Below are 19329 nucleotides of genomic sequence, written 5' to 3' on the forward strand. Positions count from 1 at the left end.
CTATCGGCGAATCGCCAGACGCTGCTCGAGGTAACGCAGCATCATGGCAATGAGGTAACAGGCCGCAACATAGAGCGCTGTGGTCACCAGCCAGGTTTCGATCACCCGGTAGCTCTCGACATTGATCTTGCGCGCGTAATAGGTCAGCTCCGGCACGGCAATCGCCGCCGCCAGCGAGGTGTCCTTGAACAGCGAAATGAAGTTGTTCGACAGGGCCGGCAGCACATTGCGCAGCATCACCGGCACGGTGATGTACGCCTTGACCTGCCACTCACCGAGCCCGATGGCCAGGCCGGCTTCACGTAACCCCTTGGGAATGCTCAACAACCCGCCGCGGAACACTTCGGTCAGGTACGCCCCGGCATACAGCGACAGGGTGATGATGAACGAGGGGATCTTGTCCAGACGAATCCCCAGGCTCGGCAACGCAAAGTAGATCAACAGGATCAACACCAGAATCGGCGTATTACGGATCACCGTCACATACACCGACGCCAGCACCCGCAATGCGCGGTGCTTTGACAGCAATGCAAACGCCATCAGCAGGCCGATCACACAGCCGATGGCGATCGACACCAGTGCCAGCTCAAGGCCCAGACCGAGCCCCGCCAGCAAGGTGTCGAAGTCGCGCCAGACGGCGGCAAAATTCAACTGATAGTTCATGGTCAGCAGTACCTTGAGCGGGGCGATTTAAAACCGCCCCGCTCTCACGGGATCATTTGAATTCAGCGGGGAAACCGATTGCAGGTGTAGGGAGGTCGACACCGAACCACTGCTTGAACGACGCCGCGTAAGTCGGGAACTCAACACCGGTCATGCCTTCATGCAGGACGGTGTTAACGAAGTTCAACCAGTCCTGATCGCCGCGCTTGACTGCACAGGAGTAGGTTTGCGGGCTCCAGGCATAAGCCGGGCTGCGATAGCGACCAGGGTTCTGCACCATCAGGTATTTCACCGACGACTGATCGGTGGCCGCCGCGTCGGCACGGCCGGAGTTCACAGCCTGATACATCAAATCCACGCTGTCGTATTGATCGACCTTGGCCTTGGGCAGCGCCTGATGCACCAGTTCCTCGGCGTACACGTTCTGCAGCACCGCCACGATAACGCCATCGCCGGCGGCCTTCAGGTCGTCGATTTCCTTGTACTTGCTGTTGGCCGGCAACAACAGGCCGACGCCTTCGCGGTAGTACGGCAGGGTGAACGCCACTTGCTGTGCGCGGCTGGCGGTCACGGTAATGAACTGGCAACTCATGTCGACCTTGTCGGTCAGCAGATTCGGAATCCGCGCATCGGAAGACTGCACCACGAACTCGACCTTGCTCGGGTCGTTGAACAACCCTTTGGCCACCATGCGCGCGATATCAATATCGAAGCCCTGCAACTTGCCATCCGCGCCCTGGAAGTGCCACGGCGCATTGGTACTGCCCGTGCCCACGATCAACTTCCCACGGGCCAGCACGCTATCGAGCTTGCTATCTGCCGCTTGGGCGACACCCATGACAGCGGCCGAAGCCGCGAACAGAAAAACACACGCTTTAAACAACGAAGGTCGGCGATGCATGGCAAGCACTCCAGGGTGATGTTTATTCCGTTATACCGGAAGTAGGTATGTAACAACGGAATATACAGCAGAAAGTGTGCCACAGGTTGTGGGCGGAATCTCGGGGAGTCTGGAAAGTGTTTTGAATCAGATGGATGCGCGTGAGCGCGAGGAAGGCGTTACGAAACGCACAAATAAGAGAACGCTACCGTGGGACACAACGCTCGAGTACTTGCACCACATCTGAAGCCATAGCGATTCAAAATGAAGCAGAGCCCTACCTGTAATTTCTGACAGTAGACCCACCTGCTTGCCTCCTTTAACGTCAACAGGCCTTCGATAGTCTTTTGAAAAGGAGATTTCAATGAGTTCAATGACTCACCCATCAACGCTGGCTCCAGCCTATCGCAAAGCCCTGAAAACCTGGCGCCCGGTCATTCTGTATTTCGGCAATAAAAACTGTTACGCCTGCGAAATGGCCGAGCCGGTTTTCCGCACGATTGCCGAGCAGTATAAGGATCACGCGCAGGTCTACATGCTGAGTACGAGCGAGTCCCCCAGGCATCCGGATGTCACCGGCACGCCCACTGTGTTGTTCTACAAGGAGGGGAAGCTGCTGAAGAAGCTCAAGGGAATCGGAACCCGGGAAACCCTGGAAGAAAATTTCAAAAAACACATCGGCAAGCTCAGGCCCAAACAGGTTGCCCGCAAACCTCACCATGACTTGCCGTGGTTGCAGAAAACCCTCAGCACTTTATGCACCGCGCCTCGGGCGCGGGAGCTGTTGAGCCGACGAGACGCAGTCCCCTGTGGGAGCGTGGCTTGCCCGCGAAGAGTACACCGCGGTTTTTCAGGTACTACGCGTCATCGTTCTTCGCGGGCAAGCCACGCTCCCACAGGTTATGCGTCTTAATTTTCCGGCATTGGCGCTAATGCTTGAGCGACGCCAGCACCCTCTCGGCATTCGCACCGCACCCCATGCCCTCGGGTCGCGCCTGGATATTCTCGATCACCTCCAGCAACTGCGCCTTGCTCTGGGCCAGGTGCAGTTGCATCGCTTCGATCTGTTCGACCTTGCGCCCAAGGCTCGCCACCAGTTCGTCGTGATTGACCTCACCCGTCGTGGCATCCGGTAGCAGCAACTTCAGCTCTTCGAGGGTGAAACCGGCCTGTTGGGCGCACTGGATGATTTTCAGGGTTTGCAACACTTGCGGCGGGTAACGCCGATAGCCGTTGGCCTGCCGCTCGACCTGACGGATCAGCCCCTGGGCCTCGTAAAAACGAATGCGCGAGGCGTTCAACCCGCTTTGTTGCGCCAATTCACCAATCTTCATCACGGCCTCGTTTGCACGCTTGACATTAAAGTTAACTTTAAGCTTAGCCTCCACGCTTCACTGATGAGGAGTCAAGCATGTCGCCCTTCCAAGCGTTGAATTTGCCCAACGGCCAGACCATCGGCAATCGTATCGCCAAAGCCGCGATGGAAGAGAACCTCGCCGATACCGGGCAGGCGCCTTCCGGCGAGTTGTTTCGGCTGTATCAAGCCTGGGCCGACGGCGAAGCCGGGTTGTTGCTGACCGGCAACGTGATGATCGACCGCCGCGCCATGACCGGCCCCGGTGGCGTGGTGCTGGAAGACGAGCGAGACCTGGAACGCTTTCGTCAGTGGGCAACCATCGGCCGGGCCGGTGGCGCGCAGTTCTGGGTGCAACTCAATCATCCCGGCCGCCAGACCATGGCCAACCTCGGCCAGCAAGCCTGGGCACCTTCGGCGGTCGCGCTGGATCTGGGCGGGTTTTCGAAGATGTTTGCCGAACCCACACCCATGAGCGAGAACGACATTGCAGAGGTCATTCAACGCTTCGCCACCAGCGCCGCCCTGGCGGAAAAGGCCGGTTTCACCGGGGTGCAGATCCATGCCGCGCACGGGTATCTGATCAGCCAGTTTCTCTCGCCATTGACCAATCGCCGCACCGACCGCTGGGGCGGTTCTCTGGAAAATCGCGCGCGCCTGCTGCTGGAAGTGCTCAGCGCTGTTCGCAAGTTGGTATCGCCGCAGTTTTGCGTAGCGGTGAAGCTCAATTCCGCGGACTTCCAGCGCGGCGGTTTCGACGCCGATGATGCCCGGCAAGTGATCCAGTGGCTCAACGACCAGCAAATCGATTTGCTGGAACTCTCCGGTGGCAGCTACGAAGCCCCGGCCATGCAAGGCGAAGCGCGCGACGGTCGGACCCTGGCGCGAGAAGCGTATTTTCTGGAAATGGCCGGTGAACTGGCCAGTGTGGCGAACATGCCGGTGATGGTGACCGGTGGAATACGGCGGTTGGCGATCGTCGAACAAGTGCTCGACAGCGGTATCGCCATGGCCGGTATTGGCACGGCCATGGCCATCGAACCGAACCTGGTCAAACGCTGGCGTGAAGGCCAGAACAGTCACCCACAGTTGCCGCCGATTCGCTGGAAACGCAAACCTCTGGCGGCGCTGGCGAATATGGCCGTGGTGAAGTTTCAGCTCCATCGATTGAGCCGCGGGCGCAAGCCTAGGCCGCAGGTTTCGGCGGTATGGGCATTGATCCTCGATCAGTTGTACATCGCTCGACGTACCCGTCAGTACCGCCAGGCGATGGGCAAATAACCGAAGATCAAACCTGTGGGAGCGAGCCTGCTCGCGATGAGGGCCTTACATTCAACATTTATGTTGACTGATCTACCGCTATCGCGAGCAGGCTCGCTCCCACAGGAAGCCCGCCAGACTGTTTATCGTCCGGCAAAACGCAACCGCGACAACATGCGCAGATCGCCTTCGCGGTAATAATCATCAGTCCAGCTGTCGTTCGCAGCCAACGGTCTGACCTGCTTGAGCGCCAGCTTTTTTGCGAAGTAGCGGAACCGGTAATGCTCGTAAAAGCGCAGCAGTTCCAGCCCGTATCGATCGGCCAGGTCGGTGTCGCCACGGATGATCAGGTAATTCTCGTCATTGCCGTTACTGGCCGCCTCACTCAGGTTGTGGCTGCCGCTGATGATCGTCGGTGCATCGCTGGTGAAGTCGACAACGATGGCTTTGGTGTGCACCAGCAGTCTGCCCTTCTGGCCTTTCATGTTTTCCTTGAGCCAGCCTTCCAAGCCAGTATTGAGCAACGCGGTGGCGGCAAATTGAGCGGTGCGATCAGCGTGGAAACCGGTGATGCTGCTGACGGTGTTTTGCAGGCCGTAACGCAAAACATCGTCGTGGGGCAGGCCGAGCAACGCGTTGAGCACTTCGTCCGGCAAGGCAAACGCGGTGACAAACAGCAGGTCTTTTTTGGCGGCGTTGATGATGTCGACGAACTCACGCAAGTCGCCCTGGCCCGAGCGCGGTGAGAAGCCGGCGAACAGTGCCTGCTCCGGCTGCATCGGATTGTTTTCCGTGAGCCATTCCCGTGTGGCGCCGACATCCGTCGGGTCGGCCCAGACCTGCTCGAAGGTTTGCAGATAACTGGCGCCGATCCGGGCGTCGTCCAGCACATGCACCACGTTGGCCTGACGATAAACACCGTTGGGAGTGAAGTTGGTGCTGCCACAGAGCACAGCTTCGGGCTGATGCTGCCCCGCTGCGTCGAGCCGGCTCAGGACCATGAACTTGTTGTGAAAAATATTGTGAGTGACCCGCCCGCGCTTGTTCGCCGCCGGAATTTTTTCCAGGCTGGCTTCGTTCAGCGCCGTGGTGTCTTCGTCCGGTTGGGCGTGGTACAGGACCCGAACCTTTACGCCGCGCTCAAACGCAGCGTTCACCGCATCGACGATCACCTTCAGCTGGTACTCATAGATCGCGATGTCCAGCGCCCACCGGCCATCCTCGGCCCGTTCGATGAACCCCAGCAAGCGTGTGAGCAGACCGTTTTCCAACCATTGCCGCGGAGCGTCGGGCCATTCTTCGATGGGCAGCTTTTTGTTGGCGCTGAGCAGCGCATCGAGGTCGGCGAATTTGCGCTGGAAGGCCTGACTCGCGGCCACCGCCCGGTTGAAGATGACATTCTGGCCCGCTGGAAGGCCATTGTCGGTGGTGAGCGTCACTTCCAGAAACTCACCCAGCTGCGGCGCATCGGCAGTGCCGTAGGCCAGGTGAACCCGATAATGGATCGTCACACCCGGATTGACCGCGTAATCGGCCCAGCGAAATTTCTGCAACGGTGCGGCATCGCTAGGGGTGGCATGAAACTGGGGGAACGTATGAGTCTTGCCGGGGAAAGTCAGGCTGTTGAACAGAAACAGCCAGGGTTTGCTGCCTTGCTGTTTTTCGATGGCGAAACCCAGCAGGCCTTTACGGCGGGGTTCGGCCAAGTCGATCGCCAGCAACACGCCGTTGGTGCCAGCGTAGGCTTTGACGCGGAAATCGTCCTGATCGTTGCGGGCTAGAACGCGCATGGGTCACTCCTGTGAAGATCAAAAGATCGCAGCCTTCGGCAGCTCCTACACCGATTGTGGCACACCCGCCATTCGCGGATGTACCCGCATGTGCGCCAATCATTCGCGGATGTACCCGCGATTCACCCATCATTTGCGGATGTACCCGCTCCCTGTAGGAGCTGCCGAAGGCTGCGATCTTTTCGCCCTGCTACAGCTCATCAATATGCTGATAATACGTTTGCAGTTGAGCCGCCAACACTTTAGCCCGGCCAAGTCGAATCGGCCCGCGCTCAATGTCGATCAGCAGCCCTGGACACTCCAGCGCCGGCAACATTGACCATTCCTTCAGCCGTCCATCCGTCACCAACAGCAGCCGTTGCTGCTCTGCCGGAAAACGCTTCTGCCGAGCCGCCAGCCAGCGCCCTGCCTCGCCCAACGCCGCCAGCATCGGCGTACCGCCGCCAGCCCCAAGCCCGTCGAGCCAGTCGCGCAAGCCAGCGGAGGCTTTCAACCCTTGCACCTGCCACTTCGGCACATGACCACTGGCGGTCAGCAACGCCAGGCGCGCACGCTGTCGATAGGCATCGTCGAACAGTTGCGCCAACAAGCCCTTGGCATCGCTCAACGCTTGATGACGTCGGGTCGAGGCCGAGGCATCGACGATCACCAGCCATAATTCATGAGGGCTGCGGGTGCGCAGGTGAAACAGCACATCGTCGCGTTGACGCGGTCGGCCATTGAGCAAGGTGCCGGGCCAATTGATCGATCCGCTCAGGGCTGCGTGACGCTTGCCCTGTTTACCGTGATCCAGCCGTCCTGCGCGGGGTCTGGCATTCGCCCCCGCGTCCGATCGAGGGCGAATGCCTAGGGCTTTTTTGGCCAGCTCGGCACTTCACGTCGAGCGCCGACCGGCAGCGCCTGGGCGGGCATTTCGCCCCACTGGCCCTGACCTTCGCTCGGGTTGGCGTTCTGATTGGAAGGCGGCTGCGCTGCGGGTGATTGGTGCGGCGCCGGTGGCGAGTGTTCGCGACGACGATGGCGCAAGGCAAACTCGGCGACCGCGTCGATATCTTCTTCGCCAATGGCATTCGCTCCGCGCCAGGCGGCATGAGCCCGAGCTGCACGTAGCCAGACCAGATCGGCCCGCAGGCCATCGACGCCGGCAGCGAAGCAGCGCTCGGTTATCTGCGCCAGCGCGGCATCGTCGAGGGGAATGCTCGCCAGTGCCGAACGCGCCTTTTGGCAGCGCTCGCGCAGTGCGTGTTGCTGGCTTTCCCACTCGGCGCAGAACCCTTGCGGGTCGCTGTCGAAATCCAGTCGGCGACGAATGATCTGACCGCGCTCGACGGGTGCGGTGTGGCCACTGAGGGCGACGTTCAGGCCAAAGCGGTCGAGCAATTGCGGACGCAGTTCGCCCTCTTCCGGGTTCATGGTGCCGATCAGCACAAACTTCGCCGAATGCCGATGGGAAATCCCGTCGCGCTCGATCAGGTTGTTGCCGCTGGCGGCCACGTCGAGCAGCAAGTCCACGAGGTGATCGGGCAACAGATTGACTTCATCGACATACAACACGCCGCCGTCGGCCTTGGCCAGTACGCCGGGGGAAAACTGTGCGCGCCCCTCGCTCAGGGCTGCGTCGAGATCGAGGGTGCCCACCAGCCGTTCTTCGGTGGCGCCCAGGGGCAAGGTGACGAATTGACCGCTGGCCAACAGGTCCGCCAAGCCTCGGGCCAGGGTCGATTTGGCCATGCCGCGCGGGCCCTCGATCAGCACGCCACCGATTTTAGGGTCGATGGCGGTCAGGTATAACGCGAGCTTCAAGTCATCGGCGCCGACCACGGCGGAGAGCGGGAAATGGGGGGTGTCGGTCATGTTCAATACTCGGTCATGGTCGGTAGCAGGCACACTTTGTACCTTGTGGGAGTGAGCCTGCTCGCGATAGCGGTGGATCAATCGACATCAATATTGACTGGTCGACCGCTATCGCGAGCAGGCTCGCTCCCACAGGGGTTTGCGGCGCGTCAGGTGTCTTCTTCTATGTCCAGCAACAAATTCTCCAGCGCCTCGCGGTACTCGCCCGGCTCTTTCCACAGCCCCCGCTGCTGCGCTTCCAGCATGCGTTCGGTCATGTCGCGCAAGGCATGGGGATTGTGCTCGCGGACAAACTCCCGGGTCGCTGGATCGAGCAAATAGGCGTCCGCCAGCAACGCATATTGGTGATCGTCGATCAACTGCGTGGTGGCGTCGAAGGCAAACAGGTTATCGACCGTCGCCGCCAGTTCGAACGCGCCTTTATAGCCATGACGCTTGACCCCGTCGATCCATTTCGGATTGGCCGCCCGAGAACGGATCACCCGGTTCAGCTCTTCCTTCAACGTGCGGATCTTCGGCAAGTCCGGCTGACTGTGGTCGCCATGGTAACTGGCCGCCGCTTCACCGCTGAGGCTTTCGACGGCTGCCAGCATGCCTCCCTGGAACTGGTAATAGTCGTTGGAATCGAGCAAGTCGTGTTCACGGTTGTCCTGGTTTTGCAGCACCGCCTGCACCTGGCTCAGACGCTGGGCGAACTGTTCGCGGGCGGCGGTGCCTTCGTCAGAGCCGCCGTAAGCGTAGCCGCCCCAGTTCAGGTAAACCTCGGCCAAATCTTCACGGCTTTGCCACAGACGACCGTCGATGGCGCCCTGCACGCCTGCTCCGTAAGCACCCGGTTTGGCCCCGAAGATGCGCCAGCCGGCCTGCCGCCGCGCAGCGTCTTCATCCAGACCGGATTCCAGCAACGCTTGCCGCTCGGCGCGGACCTTGGCCGCCAACGGGTTGAGATCGTCCGGCTCATCCAGTGCGGCGACCGCTTGCACGGCGGCGTCGAACAGCCGGATCAGGTTGGCAAAGGCATCGCGGAAAAATCCGGAGACGCGCAAGGTCACGTCCACCCGTGGACGGTCCAGCAAACTCAACGGCAGAATCTCGAAATCGTCGACCCGCTGGCTGCCAGTCGCCCAGACCGGACGCACGCCCATCAGCGCCATGGCCTGGGCGATGTCATCGCCGCCGGTGCGCATGGTCGCGGTGCCCCAAACCGACAGACCGAGCTGCCGCAAGTGATCGCCGTGGTCCTGTAAGTGACGCTCAAGAATCAGGTTCGCGGACTGAAAACCGATGCGCCACGCGGTGGTGGTCGGCAGGTTGCGCACATCCACCGAATAGAAATTGCGCCCGGTAGGCAGCACGTCCAGACGGCCGCGACTCGGCGCGCCGCTAGGCCCGGCGGGGACGAATCGACCACTGAGGGCGTCCAGCAGGCCGCGCATTTCCGCCGGGCCGCAGGCGTCCAGACGTGGGGCAACGACTTCGCGCAGGCTGTTGATGATCGCACTCACTTCCGACCAATCACCCTCCTGTGGGAGCGGGCTTGCTCGCGAAAGCGGTGTGTCAGGCAAATCAATGTCGACTGGCACTCCGTTTTCGCGAGCAAGCCCGCTCCCACAGGGGCCGGGTTGGGCTTGAGACTGGTCTAACGTGTGTGAAATCAGTTGAGTGGCGAACAACTCCAGGCGTTCACGGGTATCCCCGGCGGTGCGCCAGGGTTCATCGTTAAGCGATTGCAGTTCCACGGGACGCGGCCCGCTCCATGGCTCGGCCAAAACGCAATCCAGCGGATCAAACCCCAACGCAAACGCCTTGGCCAGCGCCCGCAACAAACTCGATTGCGCCCCACGACCATCGCCCCGCGGAATACGCAGCAAGGCCAATAAGGTGTCGATGCGCAACCGCCCCACTGGCGACTCGCCAAACACGTGCAGGCCGTCGCGGATCTGCGACTCCTTCAAGTCGCACAGGTACGTGTCCAGGCGCGGCAACCAGATCGCCGCATCGGCATCGCTGTCGAGTTTCTCGTCCAGTTGCAGTTCGCGGTCGATGTGCGTGTCGCGCACCAGTTGCAGAATATCGCGCTGCAGTTCCCGGGCGCGGCGCGGATCGAGCAATTGCGCTTCGTAATATTCGTCGGCCAACAATTCGAGATTGCGCAGCGGGCCGTAGGTTTCGGCGCGGGTCAGCGGCGGCATCAGGTGATCAATGATCACCGCTTGAGTGCGGCGTTTGGCCTGGGCGCCCTCGCCCGGGTCGTTGACGATGAACGGATAGATGTTCGGCAGCGGCCCGAGCAACGCATCCGGCCAGCAGTTTTCCGACAACCCGACGCCCTTGCCCGGCAGCCATTCGAGGTTGCCGTGCTTGCCCACATGGATCACGCCGTGAGCGCCGTAGGTGTTGCGCAACCAGAAGTAGAACGCCAGATAACCGTGAGGCGGCACCAGGTCGGGGTCGTGATAGACCGCGCTCGGGTCAACCTGATAACCCCGGGCCGGTTGAATGCCGACGAAGGTCAGGCCGAAGCGCAGACCAGCAATCATCATTCGTCCGCCACGGAACATTGGATCGCTTTCGGGCGCGCCCCAGCGCTCCAGCACGGCTTGGCGATTGGCCTCGGGCAGCGCGTTGAACATCAGGTTGTAGTCGTCCAGCGCGAGGCTTTGATGACAGGGACGCTGATCGAGGGTATCGAGGTCGTTGCTGACGCCGCCGAGCAATTGCTGGATCAGCGCGGTGCCGCTGTCCGGCAATTCAACCGGTAGCGGATAACCTTCAGCGTGCAGCGCTCGAAGGATGTTCAACGCCGCAGCCGGAGTATCGAGGCCGACGCCGTTGCCGATACGCCCATCGCGAGTCGGGTAGTTGGCGAGGATCAGGGCGATGCGTTTTTCGCCGTTGGGCACCCGCGCCAGATCGATCCAGCGCCGGGCCAGTTCGGCGACAAAATCCATGCGCTCAGGTTGCGGCCGGTAGCAGACCACGTCTGACTGACTGCGCTCACTGCGCCAGGCCAGGTCCTTGAAACTGATCGGCCGGCTGATGATCCGCCCGTCCAGCTCCGGCAGTGCGATGTGCATCGCCAGGTCGCGGGGACCGAGGCCTTGTTCGCTGGCGCGCCAACCGGGTTCATTGTCCTGGGCACAGATCGCCTGGATCACCGGAATATTGCGGCGAAACGGCCGCAGGTGCGGCGCTTCGGGGCTGGACTGGGCGAAACCGGTGGTGTTGAGAATCACCCCCGCCTCGACTTCATCCAGCATGTCCTCAACCACCGTCAGGCAGCCGGGCTCTTTCAAACTGGCCAGCGCAATCGGCAATGGGTTCAACCCCGCCGCCTGCAAACGCTGGCAGAAAATATCGATGAAACCGGTGTTTGCCGCCTGCAAATGCGAGCGGTAAAACAGCACCGCCGCCACCGGCTGATCAGCTTGCCAGTCGGCTTGCCAATCGCTCAGCTCAGCGGGGCTTTTGTGCGGATGGTAAATCGCGGTGCGTGGCAGGGTTTGCGGCTCGGACCATGAGTAGTCGCGATCCAACCAGCGATTGGCGAGGCAGCGAAACAGGTCGAGTGCGTTGGCCATGCCGCCCTGACGCAGGAAGTGCCAGAGCCGGTCGCGGTCTTGCGCGGTTACGGTGCTCAGGTCACTGAGTTCCGGGTCCGGGCGATCGTCCCCCGGCACCAGAATCAGCTGCACACCGCGCTCGGACAATTCCACCAGCCGCTCAATGCCGTAACGCCAATAGGCGATGCCGCCGTGCAGCGAGATCAGAATCACCTTGGCGTGGCGCAGCACTTCGTCGACGTAGAGATCGACCGAGGCGTGATTCTGTACCTGCATCGGATTGGCCAGGCGCAGGCTCGGGTAATCGTCGGGCAACTGCTGCGCCGCTTCGGCGAGCAATGCCAGGCTGGAATCGCCGCTGCACAGGATCACCAGCTCGGCGGGGGTTTGTCCAAGGTCGGCAATGTTGTCATCCGACACGAAACCGCCGGGCTGAGTCCTGAGCAGGTGCATGGTTTAAACGCTGAGCGCAGCGCGCAATTGCGCTTCGAGCGCAGCGGCGTCCAGATCCTGACCGATCAACACCAGACGGGTGGTGCGCGCTTCTTCAGCGCCCCACTGACGGTCGAAGTGCTTGTCGAAACGCGTGCCCACGCCCTGGATCAGCAGGCGCATCGGCTTGTTTGGCACCGCTGCAAAACCTTTGACCCGTAGGATGCCGTGCTGGACCACCAATTGAGTCAGCGCGTCCATCAGCAGGCTTTCGTCGGCTTGTGGCAGCTCAATCGAGATGGAATCGAATGCGTCGTGGTCATGCTCATCGTGATGGCCGTCTTCACCTTCGTGGTGATGATCGTGATGGCTGTGGCGGCTGTCGATGTGTTCTTCAGAACCGGCACCGAGACCGATCAGCACGTCCAGTGGCAGACGACCACTGCTGGCTTCGATGACTTTCACCGCGGGCGGAAGTTCTTCGGCGACTTCCAGGCGCACGCGGGCCAGGTCTGCGGCGCTGATCAGGTCGGCCTTGTTGAGGATCACCAGATCGGCGCTGGCCAGTTGGTCGGCGAACAGCTCATGCAGCGGCGATTCGTGGTCCAGGTTCGGGTCGAGTTTGCGCTGGGCATCGACCTGGTCCGGGAACGCAGCGAAGGTGCCAGCAGCGACGGCCGGGCTGTCGACCACGGTGATCACCGCGTCAACGGTGCAGGCGCTGCGGATTTCTGGCCACTGGAAGGCTTGAACCAAAGGTTTTGGCAGGGCCAGACCCGAAGTTTCGATCAGAATGTGGTCGAGGTCGCCGCGACGAGCCACCAGTTCGCGCATCACCGGGAAGAATTCTTCCTGAACCGTGCAGCACAGGCAGCCGTTGGCCAGTTCGTAGACGCGGCCGTTGGCTTCTTCTTCGGTACAACCGATCGAGCACTGCTTAAGGATTTCGCCGTCGATGCCCAGCTCGCCGAACTCGTTGACGATCACCGCGATGCGACGGCCCTGGGCGTTGTCGAGCATGTGGCGCAGCAAGGTGGTTTTGCCCGAGCCGAGGAAGCCGGTAACGATGGTGACAGGGAGTTTGGCCAGTGTTTTCATCGGATGCCCTTTGGCAAGGTGGCGGGCATACGGGACGACAATCGCAGCGGCGGATGCACGCGCGCAAGAGTTCCGCCACCGGATCACCCCGCCCGGTTGTAGTGAGAATCTGTATCGAGGCAGGTCTCCTGGCTGACGGTGTGCCGGGCGAGTCAGCCTGGCATTCGCTGCGCCTTCCCGCGAACCTGATGGATCAGGGCTTGCAGTGGCGTGGCAGCGAACATCACCGTTCACAGTTGCGGGGGCAGCCGCGGCATCGACCGCGTTCCCTTCTTAGCTTCGGCAGACGCCGAAGAACCTCGAAAGCGCAAGGCTACGCATCGTGTGGGGGCGGGTCAATCACTGAGCACGCCGCCCCCCTGTAGGAGCTGCCGAAGGCTGCAATCTTTTGATCTTGTTTTTGAAAGCAACATCAAAAGATCGCAGCCTTCGGCAGCTCCTACAAAGAGCCAGTCAGCAGCGGGCATCCAAGTGAGAACCCTTGCCAATTGACGCCCAACCCCCGCCCATGCTCTCCTACACGCCTTGTTACGGGTGCCCTTCACAGGGTGAAACGGGAAACCGGTGGATCATGTGCTTTACTCTAAAGCCATGTCAGTCCGGTGCTGCCCCCGCAACGGTAAGCGAGTGAAGCGTCAAATCCACTGTGCCCGTCATACGGCATGGGAAGGTGATGCTTGCAGGTTTGGGCACAAGCCCTGCCCCTCGCGAGCCCGGAGACCGGCCCGCAACACAAAGTGACTTTTACGTTCACTGAATAACAAACCCGCGGTGGGCGGGCGCTGTTCGAAATCTCTGCGTGCCCCGGCGTACGGAGGTTTTCATGCGCTCTATTCACCCGCTGACAGACCAGAGGGAAGCGCCATGTCGATCATCAGCAGCACCGCCAGCAACACCGATAAAAAGAGCACGATCAGCACCACCACTACCCTGAGCCAACGCCTGACCGCCGCTTTTTGTGCGTCGATTCTTGGCGCCAGCCTTGTGTATTTCGCCGGTTTCTCGCACATCGAAGCGGTACACAACGCCGCGCACGATACCCGTCACAGCGCCGCATTCCCGTGCCATTGAGACCTGCTGACATGATCAAGCGTATTGCGCAAACCGCAGGTTTCGCCGGGCTGCTGGCCGCCCTGCTGCTGACCCTGCTGCAAAGCTTCTGGGTGGCTCCGCTGATTCTGCAGGCCGAGACCTACGAAAAATCCGAGCCGGCCGCGGTTGAAATCCACGAGCACGCCGCGGGTGCTGTCACCGCTCACACCCACGATGCCGAAGCCTGGGAGCCAGAAGACGGCTGGCAGCGCGTGCTGTCGACCACCGGCGGCAATCTGGTGGTGGCGGTGGGTTTCGCCCTGATGCTCGCGGGCCTCTACACCTTGCGCGCTCCACGCCGTACCTCTCAGGGCCTGCTCTGGGGTCTGGCCGGTTACGCGACGTTCGTGCTGGCGCCTACCCTCGGCCTGCCACCTGAGCTGCCGGGCACTGCCGCGGCGGATCTGGCGCAACGGCAGATCTGGTGGATTGGCACCGCCGCGTCCACAGCAGTCGGCATCGCGCTGATCGCATTCAGCCGCCACTGGCTGATGAAGATCCTCGGCGTGGCGATCCTGGCCGTGCCTCATGTGATTGGCGCGCCGCAACCGGAAGTCCATTCGATGCTCGCGCCGCAAGCCCTGGAAGCGCAGTTCAAAATCGCTTCGCAGCTGACCAACATGGCGTTCTGGCTGGCCCTGGGCCTGATCAGCGCCTGGTTGTTCCGCCGCAAAAGCGATGGCCAATACTCCGCATGACTGACGTCAGCGCAGCGCCGACCCTGGTGGTCGGCCTGGGCTGCCAGCGCGGCTGCCCCGTCAGCACGCTGCGGGCGCTGCTTGATCAGGCGTTACAGGCCCATCAAATCGAGCTCCGTGAGATCAAGGCCTTGGCCAGCATTGACCTGAAGCGCGAAGAACCCGCCCTGATCGAACTGGCCGAACAACTGGCATTGCCGTTGATGTATTTCAGCAGCGAACAATTGGCCGGTTATGAACCGCAACTCAGCCACCACTCGGACATCGCGTTCGAACGCACCGGCTGTTACGGCGTAGCGGAAAGTGCCGCGCTGGCACTGGCCGAACAATTGGCTCAAGCACCGGCAAAGTTGCTGATTCCACGACAAAAATACGCCCAGGCCACCCTCGCATTGGCCTGCGCCGCGTAAAATCCCCGATAATCCCCGCCTTCGATCATGAGCAATCTTCATCTGAAGCGTGCCCATATCCTTTTTCTGACAGGAAACGACGATGACCGTCTACTTCATTGGCGCAGGCCCCGGCGACCCGGAACTGATCACCGTCAAAGGCCAGCGGCTGATTCGTAGCTGCCCGGTCATCATCTATGCAGGCTCCCTGGTGCCCACCGCCGTGCTGGAGGGCCACCGGGCCGAACAGGTGGTCAACAGCGCCGAATTGCACCTGGAACAGATCATCGAGCTGATCAAGACCGCCCATGCCAACGGCCAGGACGTGGCCCGGGTGCACTCCGGCGATCCGAGCCTGTACGGGGCGATTGGCGAGCAGATTCGCTACCTGCGTGAACTCGACATCCCTTTCGAAATCATTCCCGGCGTCACCGCCACCGCCGCCTGCGCGGCGCTTTTGGGTGCTGAACTGACCCTGCCGGACGTGTCACAAAGCGTGATTCTCACCCGCTACGCCGACAAGACCGCGATGCCGGCCGGTGAAGAGCTGGGCAGTCTGGCGCAGCATGGGGCGACCATGGCGATCCACCTTGGGGTCAATCATCTGGAGAAGATCCTTGCTGAATTGCTGCCGCACTACGGCGCCGATTGCCCGATCGCGGTGATTCATCGGGCGACCTGGCCGGATCAGGATTGGGTGGTGGGGACGCTGGCGGATATTGCCGGGAAGGTTCAAGCCAAGGGATTTCGCCGGACGGCGCTGATTCTGGTGGGTCGGGTGTTGGGCAGCGATCACTTCAGTGAATCATCGTTGTATCGCGCGGGGCATGCGCATTTGTATCGCCCATAAGATCAAAAGATTAAAAAATCAAAAGATCGCAGCCTTCGGCAGCTCCTACGCGCCTGTGGGCGCCGCCGAAGGCTGCGATCTTTTAAGGCTTCATCCATAAAAAAACGGTGCTCACGGGCACCGTTTTTTTATGTCGCAGCGAACACCTTAGTAGTAGGCGTTTTCTTTCTGCGTGTGGTCGGTCACGTCACGAACGCCCTTGAGCTCAGGAATACGCTCAAGCAAGGTGCGCTCGATGCCTTCCTTCAAGGTGACGTCTGCCTGGCCGCAGCCCTGGCAACCGCCGCCGAATTTCAGCACGGCGATGCCGTCTTCGACCACATCGATCAGGCTGACCTGACCGCCGTGGCTGGCCAGCCCCGGGTTGATTTCGGTTTGCAGGTAGTAGTTGATGCGCTCGTTGACCGGGCTGTCGGCGTTGACCATCGGTACCTTGGCGTTTGGCGCCTTGATGGTCAGTTGGCCGCCCATGCGGTCGGTCGCGTAGTCGACGACTGCATCGTCCAGGAAGGCTTCGCTGAAGTGATCGATGTACGCGGTGAAGCTTTTGAGCCCCAGCGCGGTGTCTTCGGGTTTTTCTTCGCCCGGCTTGCAGTAGGCAATGCAGGTTTCGGCGTACTGGGTGCCAGGCTGGGTGATAAAGACGCGGATGCCGATACCCGGGGTGTTCTGCTTGGAGAGCAGATCAGCCAGGTAATCGTGGGCGGCGTCGGTAATGGTAATAGCGGTCATGGAAACTCCTCGCAGGCTTGGACGCAGTTTACGCCAATCATCGCGCCGGACAAAGTCCTAGTATTTTTGTCGGGAAAGTGTGCCTGTCGATGAACATCTGATCACCGTCGCCCCCTGTAGGAGCAAAGCTTGCTCGCGAAAGCGGTCCAACAGTCGACATCTATGCTGAATGTCAGATCGCTTTCGCGAGCAAGCTTCGCTCCTACAGGGGTTCAGCCAGGGTTCGGGGGTGCGTGTTCAGGCCTTCAATCAAAGATTCTCGTAGCGGTTCATGTCCAGCACGCCCTCTTCCACCGGGTCGGTGTCGTGGATATAGCGACTCAGATCATGGAAATATTGCCAGAACTGCGGATGGCTGCGGCGAATGCCCCAGCGTTCGACGATTTTCTCGAAACTGGCAGCGTCCTTCGCGGTTTCCATCGCATCAACGAAAGCGGGCACTTGGCCGGCCGGAATGTTGAACATGAAGTTCGGGTAGCTGCTGAGTACACCCGGATAAATCGTCAACGTATCGAGCCCCGGCTGATAGCGCCGCGACTCACCCAGCAGGAACGCCACGTTGCTGTGGGCCCGGTTGCGCAGCAGGCTATAGACCCCGCGCTTGCCGCTTTGAGTCTCGATGCGCAGCATCGTGGCTTCTGGCAATTGATCGATGACCTTCAGCCCCGCAGACGGACGTGAAGTCAGGCGGCTCAAGGCCTGTTCGGCGTTCTGCAAGGCCAGATCGATGTTCGGCCGCGAGCAGTAGGCACCGTCGCAGCGGTTGATCGGGTCGGGGTTGGCGTTGAGTTCGCCGTACCGGGCCAGCAATTGCAGGGCGAAATCGCGTTTCGGGTCCTTTTCGTCCAGCGTCAGTGCCGTGGGTTTGTCGTTGTCGATGTACTCGTAATCCAGCCACATCTTGAGCTGGCCGCCGTTCTGATACCAATCGTCGAGATACCCATCCCGTGAATCGGCCGGCATCAAGCGCAGGAAGTTCTGCTCGGCACCATTGCGAATCAGATCGAAGTAAAGCCGGGTCTGGGCTTGATGAGATAGGTTGCCAAACACATCGAAGTTGACCGCCAACTGGTAATACGTGCGTTCCAGCAAGGGGAAATCGAACAACCACATCGTCTGCGGCACTTCACCGATCAGCCCTTTGTTCACCGAGGCACTGTCGAAATGCCGGAAGATGCTCAGCAACGCGTTGTCGTTGCCGGCCCACAGGGTCGACCAGCTCGGGGCTGGCAAGTCGGCATAGCTGTCCCGGCGCAGGGCCTCGTATTCGTTGCGTTTGTCGCGGTAGTCGTGCCACAGGCTCAGGACACTGCCGACGTCATCGTTCTGCCCCGGCATCGCCAGCAGCGGCGTGGCCTGGCCGCGATAATTCGGGTCGGTGATATAGAGGTCATGCTCCGGGGCCTGGAACAACGCCCAAAAGTTGTCGCGAATCACGTCGGTGGCGATCTGGCCGCGGCAGACCGGACCACGAATAAAGGTGCGCACAAAGTATTCGGCATTATCGAGCATGAACTGGTAACGCGCCTGAGCCGGGATAGCCTCAAAGGTCGTGAACGGATTGGCCCGTCGTTCCGGCCCATAACCAGGCAGCGCGTTGACCTGCCAGTTGCCGCTGTAGAACAGGCTTTTGATCCGCGCCATCTTCGCCGCGCTGAGCGGATAGGTGATGTGGGTCTTGTGCACGATCACGCCTTGCACCGGCCACAAACGGTAGTAGACCTGAGTGCCCGGATCGTCATTCGGGCGGCGAGTGTTGATCAAATCAATGGGCTGTCCCGTCGGTGTGCGCGAACGTACCCACTGAAAGAAATGCCCCGGCTCGCCGTCCTTGAAATAGAGGTGCGCCAGGAACCAGTGCTCGAACAACCAGCGCCCGACCAGACTCTCCCGGGCGCCCGGGGCGTTGAGCAGGTTTTCCCACTGCACTACCTGCAGGGCTTCCCTGGCGCTGGGCACCAGGCCCTGCTCATCGATTGGCGCACCAGAGGCGAGCCAGCGTTGCAGCGTCTGATATTGCTGATCGGTCAGACCGGTAACCGCCAGCGGCATGCCTTCTTTGGGGTGAGAACGGGCATAGCCGTCGAACTCCGCCGGCTTGGCGCACATATTCTCCCGGTTCAGGCCCAGGACGATGTCTTCCGGCAACCTGGCATTGGGTTGCAACGGGGTTTTGTGGCCCAGCTCTAGCATGCGCGCCATCAGCGCCGCCTGGCTGCCCTGGGCGTCAAGCACAGAATAAAAGCCTTTTTGCTGCCAGGCGCGTTTGCCAAAGGCGTCATAAAACAGCCGGGTCGGCGCTGCGGCCTGTCTGCGTTCGCCATCATAAACGGGCGCCTTGGTTGCACCTCGGGCCGCCCCTTCACCACTGCCCAGATTGAGCTGACAGGCGGAGTCGTAGCAGGCATGGCAGGCCACGCACTTTTCAGTGAAGATCGGTTGGATGTCCCGGGCGTAGGAAATGTCCGGACCTTGCGCAGCAGCGCCCCCGCTTAAAAACAGCATCAATAGGCTGGTGACGATGCGATACGACATATCCCTGGTCCTGATCATGAGAAAACGCCGCGATTCTACCGGTCTGGCCTGCGCACCAACATGAACGATATTCATGCAAAACCCGTACATGCTCCAAAAGCGCACAGGTTTGTTATCATTCCGGCCCTTCGTCATGGCC

15 protein-coding genes, 1 pseudogene and 2 riboswitches are annotated in these 19329 nt (G+C 60.8%); of the genes and pseudogenes, 6 read left to right on the forward strand and 10 right to left on the reverse strand.

Translation table 11 applies throughout. The annotated features are described in order from the left end of the window. Positions 1-663, reverse strand: coding sequence for an amino acid ABC transporter permease (locus tag ACZ89R_RS05230; protein WP_105341167.1), 663 nt, complete (start codon positions 661-663; stop codon positions 1-3). Between the two features lie 52 nt (positions 664-715). Beyond that, a complete protein-coding gene (locus ACZ89R_RS05235; protein WP_123495018.1) occupies positions 716-1564 on the reverse strand; it encodes a transporter substrate-binding domain-containing protein in 849 nt (282 codons plus the stop codon). A 343-nt stretch (positions 1565-1907) separates the two neighbouring features. Here ACZ89R_RS05235 and ACZ89R_RS05240 point away from each other — a divergent pair. After that, positions 1908-2339: pseudogene (locus tag ACZ89R_RS05240) on the forward strand (thioredoxin family protein); the annotation flags it as partial. Between the two features lie 133 nt (positions 2340-2472). On the opposite strand, the gene ACZ89R_RS05245 reads toward ACZ89R_RS05240, so the two are convergent. Then, positions 2473-2877 carry a MerR family transcriptional regulator gene (locus ACZ89R_RS05245; protein ID WP_253547962.1) on the reverse strand — a complete coding sequence of 135 codons (405 nt, stop codon included), beginning with the start codon at positions 2875-2877 and terminating at the stop codon, positions 2473-2475. A 77-nt stretch (positions 2878-2954) separates the two neighbouring features. On the opposite strand from ACZ89R_RS05245, the gene ACZ89R_RS05250 reads away from it, so the two are divergent. Beyond that, entirely contained in the window at positions 2955-4178 is a 1224-nt protein-coding gene (locus tag ACZ89R_RS05250) for an NADH:flavin oxidoreductase/NADH oxidase family protein (RefSeq protein ID WP_429546466.1), read from the forward strand. 122 nt (positions 4179-4300) lie between these two features. On the opposite strand, the gene ACZ89R_RS05255 is transcribed toward ACZ89R_RS05250, so the two are convergent. From ACZ89R_RS05255 to cobW, 5 genes are all read right to left on the reverse strand, one after another. Then, on the reverse strand, positions 4301-5947 hold the full coding sequence (locus ACZ89R_RS05255) for a phospholipase D-like domain-containing protein (RefSeq protein ID WP_429546465.1): 1647 nt from the start codon (positions 5945-5947) through the stop codon (positions 4301-4303). Positions 5948-6137: 190 nt separating this feature from the next. Beyond that, positions 6138-6674: a vWA domain-containing protein gene (locus tag ACZ89R_RS05260; protein ID WP_429546464.1), complete on the reverse strand. Its 537-nt coding sequence runs from the start codon at positions 6672-6674 to the stop codon at positions 6138-6140. A 119-nt stretch (positions 6675-6793) separates the two neighbouring features. After that, a complete protein-coding gene (locus ACZ89R_RS05265; RefSeq protein WP_429546463.1) occupies positions 6794-7801 on the reverse strand; it encodes a magnesium chelatase ATPase subunit I in 1008 nt (335 codons plus the stop codon). Between the two features lie 149 nt (positions 7802-7950). After that, the gene (cobN, locus tag ACZ89R_RS05270; RefSeq protein WP_429546462.1) at positions 7951-11817 is read right to left on the reverse strand and encodes a cobaltochelatase subunit CobN; all 3867 of its coding nucleotides are present in this window, start codon (positions 11815-11817) and stop codon (positions 7951-7953) included. 3 nt (positions 11818-11820) lie between these two features. Further along, positions 11821-12894: a cobalamin biosynthesis protein CobW gene (gene cobW, locus ACZ89R_RS05275; protein ID WP_429546461.1), complete on the reverse strand. Its 1074-nt coding sequence runs from the start codon at positions 12892-12894 to the stop codon at positions 11821-11823. 101 nt (positions 12895-12995) lie between these two features. Next, positions 12996-13211: riboswitch (cobalamin riboswitch) on the reverse strand. A 198-nt stretch (positions 13212-13409) separates the two neighbouring features. After that, positions 13410-13637: riboswitch (cobalamin riboswitch) on the forward strand. Between the two features lie 121 nt (positions 13638-13758). On the opposite strand from cobW, the gene ACZ89R_RS05280 reads away from it, so the two are divergent. The 4 genes from ACZ89R_RS05280 to cobM all read left to right on the forward strand — a co-directional run bounded on the left by ACZ89R_RS05280 (position 13759) and on the right by cobM (position 15923). After that, entirely contained in the window at positions 13759-13965 is a 207-nt protein-coding gene (locus ACZ89R_RS05280) for a CbtB domain-containing protein (RefSeq protein WP_063340162.1), read from the forward strand. 11 nt (positions 13966-13976) lie between these two features. After that, positions 13977-14684, forward strand: a complete 708-nt coding sequence (locus ACZ89R_RS05285) for a CbtA family protein (RefSeq protein ID WP_429546460.1) — start codon at positions 13977-13979, stop codon at positions 14682-14684. Further along, on the forward strand, positions 14681-15094 hold the full coding sequence (locus tag ACZ89R_RS05290) for a cobalamin biosynthesis protein (protein ID WP_429546459.1): 414 nt from the start codon (positions 14681-14683) through the stop codon (positions 15092-15094). The genes ACZ89R_RS05285 and ACZ89R_RS05290 overlap by 4 nt, the downstream gene beginning before the upstream one ends. A gap of 82 nt (positions 15095-15176) precedes the next feature. Beyond that, complete coding sequence (cobM, locus tag ACZ89R_RS05295) at positions 15177-15923, forward strand: precorrin-4 C(11)-methyltransferase (protein ID WP_429546458.1); 747 nt, start codon at positions 15177-15179, stop codon at positions 15921-15923. A 147-nt stretch (positions 15924-16070) separates the two neighbouring features. On the opposite strand, the gene nfuA is transcribed toward cobM, so the two are convergent. Beyond that, complete coding sequence (gene nfuA / locus ACZ89R_RS05300; protein ID WP_007941757.1) at positions 16071-16655, reverse strand: Fe-S biogenesis protein NfuA; 585 nt, start codon at positions 16653-16655, stop codon at positions 16071-16073. A gap of 249 nt (positions 16656-16904) precedes the next feature. Beyond that, the gene (locus ACZ89R_RS05305; protein WP_429546457.1) at positions 16905-19190 is read right to left on the reverse strand and encodes a fatty acid cis/trans isomerase; all 2286 of its coding nucleotides are present in this window, start codon (positions 19188-19190) and stop codon (positions 16905-16907) included. Positions 19191-19329 lie beyond the last annotated feature (139 nt).

The sequence above is a fragment of the Pseudomonas sp. TE3728 genome (assembly GCF_056279145.1).

Coding starts and splice junctions, on each gene's coding strand:
- ACZ89R_RS05230 (WP_105341167.1), bottom strand. CDS start 663: ATGAACTATCAGTTGAATTTTGCCGCCGTCTGGCGCGACTTCGACACC.
- ACZ89R_RS05235 (WP_123495018.1), bottom strand. CDS start 1,564: ATGCATCGCCGACCTTCGTTGTTTAAAGCGTGTGTTTTTCTGTTCGCG.
- ACZ89R_RS05245 (WP_253547962.1), bottom strand. CDS start 2,877: ATGAAGATTGGTGAATTGGCGCAACAAAGCGGGTTGAACGCCTCGCGC.
- ACZ89R_RS05250 (WP_429546466.1), top strand. CDS start 2,955: ATGTCGCCCTTCCAAGCGTTGAATTTGCCCAACGGCCAGACCATCGGC.
- ACZ89R_RS05255 (WP_429546465.1), bottom strand. CDS start 5,947: ATGCGCGTTCTAGCCCGCAACGATCAGGACGATTTCCGCGTCAAAGCC.
- ACZ89R_RS05265 (WP_429546463.1), bottom strand. CDS start 7,801: ATGACCGACACCCCCCATTTCCCGCTCTCCGCCGTGGTCGGCGCCGAT.
- cobN (WP_429546462.1), bottom strand. CDS start 11,817: ATGCACCTGCTCAGGACTCAGCCCGGCGGTTTCGTGTCGGATGACAAC.
- cobW (WP_429546461.1), bottom strand. CDS start 12,894: ATGAAAACACTGGCCAAACTCCCTGTCACCATCGTTACCGGCTTCCTC.
- ACZ89R_RS05280 (WP_063340162.1), top strand. CDS start 13,759: ATGTCGATCATCAGCAGCACCGCCAGCAACACCGATAAAAAGAGCACG.
- ACZ89R_RS05285 (WP_429546460.1), top strand. CDS start 13,977: ATGATCAAGCGTATTGCGCAAACCGCAGGTTTCGCCGGGCTGCTGGCC.
- ACZ89R_RS05290 (WP_429546459.1), top strand. CDS start 14,681: ATGACTGACGTCAGCGCAGCGCCGACCCTGGTGGTCGGCCTGGGCTGC.
- cobM (WP_429546458.1), top strand. CDS start 15,177: ATGACCGTCTACTTCATTGGCGCAGGCCCCGGCGACCCGGAACTGATC.
- nfuA (WP_007941757.1), bottom strand. CDS start 16,655: ATGACCGCTATTACCATTACCGACGCCGCCCACGATTACCTGGCTGAT.
- ACZ89R_RS05305 (WP_429546457.1), bottom strand. CDS start 19,190: ATGTCGTATCGCATCGTCACCAGCCTATTGATGCTGTTTTTAAGCGGG.